This window comes from Spirillospora sp. NPDC047418 (assembly GCF_040643275.1).
Classification (GTDB): Bacteria; Actinomycetota; Actinomycetes; order Streptosporangiales; family Streptosporangiaceae; genus Spirillospora.
On sequence record NZ_JBEYTW010000177.1, the window covers coordinates 1 to 6,779 of the forward strand.

5 protein-coding genes are annotated in these 6,779 nt (G+C 68.1%); 1 reads left to right on the top strand and 4 read right to left on the bottom strand.

Going from position 1 to position 6,779, the window contains the following annotated elements:
- Positions 1–1,045 precede the first annotated feature (1,045 nt).
- From ABZ806_RS44535 to ABZ806_RS44550, 4 genes are all read right to left on the bottom strand, one after another.
- A complete protein-coding gene (locus ABZ806_RS44535) occupies positions 1,046–1,417 on the bottom strand; it encodes a hypothetical protein (RefSeq protein ID WP_500225952.1) in 372 nt (123 codons plus the stop codon).
- 8 nt (positions 1,418–1,425) lie between these two features.
- Positions 1,426–2,925, bottom strand: a complete 1,500-nt coding sequence (locus ABZ806_RS44540) for a CdiA C-terminal domain-containing protein (RefSeq protein WP_500225955.1) — start codon at positions 2,923–2,925, stop codon at positions 1,426–1,428.
- Between the two features lie 73 nt (positions 2,926–2,998).
- Positions 2,999–3,730, bottom strand: a complete 732-nt coding sequence (locus ABZ806_RS44545; RefSeq protein WP_500225957.1) for a PaaX family transcriptional regulator C-terminal domain-containing protein — start codon at positions 3,728–3,730, stop codon at positions 2,999–3,001.
- Positions 3,731–3,744: 14 nt separating this feature from the next.
- Positions 3,745–4,794, bottom strand: a complete 1,050-nt coding sequence (locus ABZ806_RS44550) for a hypothetical protein (RefSeq protein WP_500225958.1) — start codon at positions 4,792–4,794, stop codon at positions 3,745–3,747.
- Positions 4,795–4,910: 116 nt separating this feature from the next.
- Between ABZ806_RS44550 and ABZ806_RS44555 the strand changes: the two genes are divergently transcribed.
- The gene (locus ABZ806_RS44555; RefSeq protein ID WP_500225961.1) at positions 4,911–6,671 is read left to right on the top strand and encodes an acyl-CoA dehydrogenase family protein; all 1,761 of its coding nucleotides are present in this window, start codon (positions 4,911–4,913) and stop codon (positions 6,669–6,671) included.
- Positions 6,672–6,779: the final 108 nt, after the last annotated feature.

Sequence of the window (6,779 nt, forward strand, 5' to 3'; positions counted from 1 at the left end):
TTCTGTCTTCACACACCGATGATCACCGGTGGCCGCACCCGTTCCCGGACCAGCCCCGACCAGCAAGATCGCGATCTACAACTGGAGTACTAGGCCCCTTCGCCGACGTCCTGACCCGCTCGTCCCCCCTGGACCCGACCCGCGCAGAAACCATATACAACTGGCACCCCACCGCCCCGTCCCTCCTAACCGACCTCCGCACCGGCTCCTACACGCCACACCCGCGCCCCTGACCAGTCACCGCACCACGCAGGTGATCGGCGGAGCAGCACGGCTAATTCCTCACCGCCACATCCGCGCCGTTCTGACCACCCGCGCGTCCGTGAAGTCCGTTCACCAGATCGATCTCGGTCAGATTCGCCGAGTTGAAGAACGGCGTCGTGGAAATCCAGGCCCAGTGCGTAGAGAGCCGACCCTGGCTCTGAGGGTCAGCTCCGCGGAGTTGTGGCCGCCGCCGCGTCGAGCGGCCACGCCCGCGGCTCCCAAGCAGGCGTCCCGCTCATGCGCGCGTCACCTGCTGAGGCAGGTCTCCGTCGGCCCAGAGTACGTCCAGGCGTTTGAAGAGAGTGTCCTCGTCCTGGTTGAGGGCCGCGAATTCGTCAAATGGAAGGTTCGCTAGAGGATCGCTGATGAAAAGTCCCAGTGGCCAGGGTCCCGCCCAGCCGGAGTAGCTGCGACAACGGGAGCACCATATCTGCGTGACGAGGCTGTTGGTGTGCCGCGACCTGTACAAATAGATGCGGAGGCGTATCCGATGGCAGTGCGGGCATTCTCGCTCGCCGGGGCCCTCGTCAAGGACATGCCAGTCTGACAGCGCCTCGATCTCCTCCGAGGCGAACCCCCGCCAGCGAGCTGGACCGTCCGTCATAAGTCCCAGATTTCTGGATCGGTCCACCCGTTTCGCAACGCCTCCGCCGCCGCGCTCTTTGCGGGGCGAGTAGCGGGCTCCAACAGGCGATCACAGCTGCTTGACGTCACTCGGCTCCTCCCGTTCGTTGATGGCCGATAGCCCGATGCGGCAGCGGCCGCGCCCCCGGTCTGCTTCTCAGGCGTTGTCGGCCGGGTGTTTCGCTATCAATCTCTGGAGGTCGAATGCGAGGAGCATCGCGTAGTCGCCGATCGCGGACATTTTTTGAAAAATATCCTTGGCCACCACCTCTTCGTGTGCTTTGTCGCTGTCGAAGGAGCGCAGCGTGATGACTATCGGGTATTGGGAGAAATTCATGCCGAAGTCGTCCTCGAAATCGTGGTGCAGTTCGACCTCTACTGCGACTTCACGGGACCGCCCGGCGTAGGCGATGGGGTTGTCCGTCGTGTCGAACTTGCGCATCTTGCAGTTTGCGGCGGTCGCTATGTCGGCCACGAGTTGCTCTATCGAGTTACTCGTTCGGACGAATATCTCGTGATAGCCGCTCATGTTGCTCCTCAAGGCTCGGTTATCTCGTACCCGTCCCCCAGGATTCGGATTGAATCCATGCGCCCGGGATTGTAACGTAGGAACTTGTCTAACCCCTCTCTCGCGTCCTCCTCTGTCAGCCTGGTGCCGCGCGCGTCGATGATCGCATTCGGCGCTTGCCCCTTCGCTGTATTCAGCGCGTTCTTGATGCTTTTTGGTACGGCAGTTGGGTCAAGGCTTTTAAATTCGACCGGAACGTCGTCTACGAGAGCATCCGGTGTTCGCACTCTGTCGACTTTGGATTCTGGCACGGCCTCGACACGGCGGCCCTCTGAAACCAGTAGATCCGCTATCAAGCGCTCTTTCTGGTTGAACTTCTTTCTAGATTCATCAAGTTTTCCGCTCGTGTGGCCCTTGGCGGCGGCGTCGGTTTCTAATTCATTATGATCTCTGGGGGGCGGTGGCTGTGTATCGGTTGACTTCACGTCGATGTTCGGTTGTCGGGCGAATCCGGGGGACGGGATTGCCGGATCAGGAGTAGTTGGAGGTTTCTCGGTGAGGTTGTCGGTTCTGGGGGCTTCGGCGGCGGCTTCTTGGAGGGCTTTGGCGGACTTTGCGGTTTCGGCTTTGGGAGTGCGGCGGAGGGCGGTGGCCAGGCGGGCGGTCATGCCTGAGCCGGAGCCTGTGCCCATCGTGATCGCGGTGATGACGAGCGTGGGGGCGGCCTCGCCGAAGGCTCGGACGGGGTCGCGTTTCCATTCTTCCCAGTTGATGGCGGCCTTGGCGAAGGCGATCGGGTGCTGGACGCCCTGGGCGAGGCCCTGGATCTGGCCTACGGGGCCTCGCTCCAGCCAGCCCTTCGGCTTGATCGCTATGTAGAAGGGGGCCGTCATCGGGTTGCCGGCCAGGGCGCTGAGGCCCATGTCCTTCACGCCTTGGCCGAGGCCGGGGAGGTAGTGGTGGGCGTAGGCGTTCCAGCCGTCGTGTAACACGTTGCCGGTCTTGGCGTACTCGGCGGTTGGTCGGCGGTCGGTCTTGAGGAGTTCGTCGCGGCTTCGGCGCACTTCGTGCTTCTGGGGGGCGACCGTTTGCGCGGCGCGGGAGATCGCCCGGGCGGGGGAGGTGGTGAGGCCGAGGTTGGCGAGGATTTCGGAGAGGGCCTGGGCGGCCTCGTCCCAGGAGTTCGAGGCGCGGGTCAGTTCCGCGTTGAGCTGGTCGAGTTTCTCCGGTGAGCCGCTGCGGATGGCCGATGTGGGGCGGCCTCCTCGGGGGGCGCCTGGGATGTAGGGGTCGCGGACGCGGGGGCCGGTGCCGGCGGCCAAGTGGCGGACGGCGTCGAAGGCGGCGTAGAAGGCGGAGCGGACGTCGTCGTGCTGGTTCGTGAAGGTCTTCTGGAGGCGCTCTGCGGCCGGGCCTACTAGGGCTCCGTCGAGGAGGAGCGTGTGGGCGCGTTTTAAGGCGGGGCCGTGTTCTTCGGCTAATCGGCTGACGTGCGGTAACAGAGAAGCCGCTTGTTCTGCTCGGTCCATCGAACCTCCTGTCCGACGGATTGTCAGGTTAGAGGTCGTGGGCACGCCATGCCAGGGGGTTGGTTGGCCCGGGTTAGGTCAGCACCTGGGTTGTGAGGAGTTGTGCGAAGTCCTTCTCGAATTTCTTGTAGAGGTCGCGCAGTGCCGAGCCCGGCCAGGTGGGTGGGAGGAGGGGCGGGGGGAGGAGGGGGTCGTTCAGGAGGTGGCGGAGGACGGCGGCGGCCAGGGTGAAGCGGTCGGCGATGTCGGTCGCCTCGGTCAGGGCCGTGCGGAGGGTTTCGGCCCTGGTCGTCCAGGCGTCCAGGTCCCAGAGGGTGGCGGCGAGTGCGACGGGGTCCTCTTCGGGGCGGCCGGTCAGGAAGGTGCACTGGTGGACGACCGGGTCCGGACGGGTGCGGGTCAGGTTGGCGGGACGCAGCCAGGTGCCCTCGCGCAGTTCCGCCAGGCGGAGCGCCGACATCGCCTGGCGGAGGGCGGCGCGGTCGGCGGCGGGTCGGCGTTCGGCGGTGATGACGGCGATCTCCCAGGTGCCGTCCCAGGTGAGGGTCTGCGGGGAGCGGCTCTCGTCCTGGCGGGCCTGGCGGGCGAGGAGGCGTTCGGTCAGGGTGTACGCGCCGCCGGACTGGGCGAGGTCGCCGGCGGCGACCATGCGGGAGAGCGCCACCCGGATCGTCCCCTCGGCGATGCCGAACAGGTCGCCGACGCGGACGAGGTGGCGGGCCGGGAGCCGGGGCGGATGGACGCCGAGGAGCGTGCTCAGCACGACGGAGCGGGCGGTGAGCGGGCGGATCTCCAGGCTGTCCATGGCTGGCCTCGACTCTAGGCCACTCTGATCAGCCACTCGCCTCGCGCCTCCACGAGGAGGAACGCCGAGCCCGCCAGCTCGCCCTCGGCCGAGGAGATGCCCTTGCCGGAGAGGATGGTCGGGCCGTGGCCGAATTCGGGCGTCAGTTCGGTGACGGAGTACTTGCCGCCTTCCCTGTGCTCCATCTGGATTCGTGCCGCGCCGCCGATGTAGCGGCAGAGGAATGGGCCGCGTGAGCCGATGGTCCGGTCGAGGGCGGGAGCGCTGTCGCCCGCTTGCAGCCAGGCCGACCATGTGCCGGTGCATTCGATGCGCAATTGGACGGGCCAGTCGGTGCCCAGCGGAAGCGGCCGCACAGTGCGGTAGGGCAAGGACGCCTCCGCCAGCCGCACGGCTTTTCCGTCGCGGACGTGTTCGACCTTTCCGCCTCCGTGGAGACGGACGACGAGTATCGACGGCACGTCCCACTTGGGGTGGTGGAGCATCGCTTCCCCGTCGCCTCGCCCTTTCACGTGCTGCTTCTTGCCCAACTCCGGGGGCGCGACTTTGAACGGCCCGGGTCGTTTTCCCTGCCGGGGCGCGGTGCCGGTCGACGCGGGGCGCGGGCGTGCCGGCGCGGAAGCGGGCGGCGGCCGGACGCCCGTCGCGATCGGCGGCAGGCCCTCGGTGAGCCGGATCGCGTCGGCGGCGCACACGTCGATGTCGCGGTGGGCGCCGCCCGGCGGGGCCCAGGCGACGCGCTGCGTGGAGGGGCCGTGGCGCGGGTCGAAGAAGCAGAGGGGACGGCCCGTCAGGACGGCGTTGACGCGGGCGAGCGTGCTGCGTCCCTCCTCAAGAGTGCGCAGGACGTCGGCGGCGTCCGCCCGGTCGCGGTCGCCGAGGAAGTGCCGTTTGGCCTGGTCGTAGGCGTCCAGGGCACGCGCGTAGCCGGCCATCAGGTCGGGGTCGGCGCCGTGCTCGTCCGGATCGAGCGGCAGCCGGGCCAACTCCTCGCCGAACGCGGTGATCTCGGCCTCGATCTGCGCCAGTTCGTCCTCGCGCCGCCGCTTGAAGATCCCGAACACCCGCCCACCCCCCTGTGACCGGGCAAAAGAGTATCGGCATGATCGTTTGCTCCGCGATGCTCCACCGATATATTACAGGCTTCCATCATGTGACGAGAAAGCGTAATGTCGGGGGCATGACGTCCTATCTGATCGAGCCGTTCGACCGGCTGCCGTTCGGTGACGCGGAGAAGGCGCGCCGGTACGCGACCGAGCGCTACCGGGGCGCGGCGGGCCGCAACTGGTACGACTGCGACCCCACGCTGCGGTTCCTCATGCGGCGGCACCTCGGGGACGGGTTCGGCTGGGCCGAGCCGCGGCTGAAGGAGATGGGCGCGCTGATGGGCGGGCCGATCGCCGAGCGCGCCGAGGAGACCGACCGGAACCCGCCGCGGCTGGAGAAGTACGACCGGTGGGGACGCGATGTCAGCGAGGTCGTCATGCCGCCGTCCTTCGAGGCGGCCCGGCGGGACATCGTCGCGACCTCGTTCACCCGTCCGGACTTCGTCGCGGAGGCGAAGGCCAACGGGGTCGACGCCGCGCCGCTGGGCGTGGCCTGGAGCTACCTTCTGGACCAGGCGGACATCGGCATGGCGTGCGCGCTCGGCACCGGTGGCGAGATGGTCGTGCGGCTGACGGAGATGTTCGCGCCCGAGGACGTCAAGGAGCGGGTGCGGGAACTGTTCTCCGCGGGGGAGATGTCCGGCGAGGCCGCACAGATGCTGACGGAGCGGTCGGGCGGGTCGGATCTGGGCGCGCTGGAGTCGACCGCGTCCAAGGACGGCGACGCCTGGCGCCTCAACGGGCTCAAGTGGTTCGCGTCCAACGCCAACGGGTCGGCGTTCGTGGTGCTGGCCAAGTCGGAGGGCGGCGTGGACGGGGTTCGCGGCATCGCACCGTTCCTCGTCCTGAAGGAGCGGCGGGACGGGTCGCGCAACGGCGTCCGGGTCCGGCGGCTCAAGGACAAGCTCGGCACCAGGTCGGTCGCGTCCGCGGAGATCGAGTTCACCGACGCGGAGTCGTTCCTGCTGGCCCCGTCCTCAAGCGCCGGCCAGGGCGGGGACGGCAAGGGCCTCGCCCGCATGATGGAACTGACGAACGGCGCCCGGCTCGGCATCTCGATGATGGGTCTCGGCTGCGCGCGGCGGGCGCTGGTCGAGTCGCTCTGCTACGCCGGGGCGCGGGAGGCGTTCGGGGCCGCGCTCATCGACCAGCCGCTCATGCGGCGCAAGCTCGCCGAGCTGATCGTGGAGACCGAGGCCGCCCAGGCGCTCGTGTTCGACGGGTACCTGGGACGTCCCCGCCTCCGCATCGGCGCCGCGCTGATCAAGCTGCGGGCGTCTCGGCTGGGTGTGACGGCGGCGAGCGACGCCATCGAGATCCACGGCGGCAACGGGTACATCGAGCAGTGGCCGGTGGCGCGCATCCTGCGGGACGCGCAGGTCAATCCCATCTGGGAGGGCGGCGACAACATCCTGTGCCTGGACGTCCGCCGCGGCATCGAGCGGCAGGACGCGCACGAGCCGTTCCTCGAACGGCTGACCCAAGCTGTCCAGCAGGCGCCGAGCGGGGACGACGCGACCGCCGACCTGGTCAACGACCGCATCGGGCATCTCCGGCAGGCCATAGAAACGTGGCGCGGCCTCGACCGGACTGTGGCCGAGGCGCGGCTCTTCCCGCTCGCCCAGTACATGGCGGACGTCTACGCGGCGGCGCTGCTGCTGGAGCAGGCGGGCTGGGAGCGCGACGACTCCGGAGCCGACCGCAAGGCGCTCGTCGCCCGCCTCTACGCTCGGACGCACCTCGCCGACGCCGGTCCGCTCCGCGCGATCGACACCCCGGCCGAGGACCTAGAACGCTTCAAGGACCTGGCCGAAGGCGCCTTCACCGGCGACTAGGCGCGGGGCTCACGGACGTCGCCCGGTCCACCGATTTCGTTGACCTGCGGCGTGTTGTTGTTTTCGACGCGCTCATAACAACAACACGCCGCAGGTCAACGGAGGGCG

Excerpts from the sequence above, each read along its gene's own strand:
- ABZ806_RS44540 (WP_500225955.1), bottom strand. The coding sequence starts at position 2,925 with ATGGACCGAGCAGAACAAGCGGCTTCTCTGTTACCGCACGTCAGCCGA.
- ABZ806_RS44555 (WP_500225961.1), top strand. The coding sequence starts at position 4,911 with ATGACGTCCTATCTGATCGAGCCGTTCGACCGGCTGCCGTTCGGTGAC.
- ABZ806_RS44535 (WP_500225952.1), bottom strand. The coding sequence starts at position 1,417 with ATGAGCGGCTATCACGAGATATTCGTCCGAACGAGTAACTCGATAGAG.
- ABZ806_RS44545 (WP_500225957.1), bottom strand. The coding sequence starts at position 3,730 with ATGGACAGCCTGGAGATCCGCCCGCTCACCGCCCGCTCCGTCGTGCTG.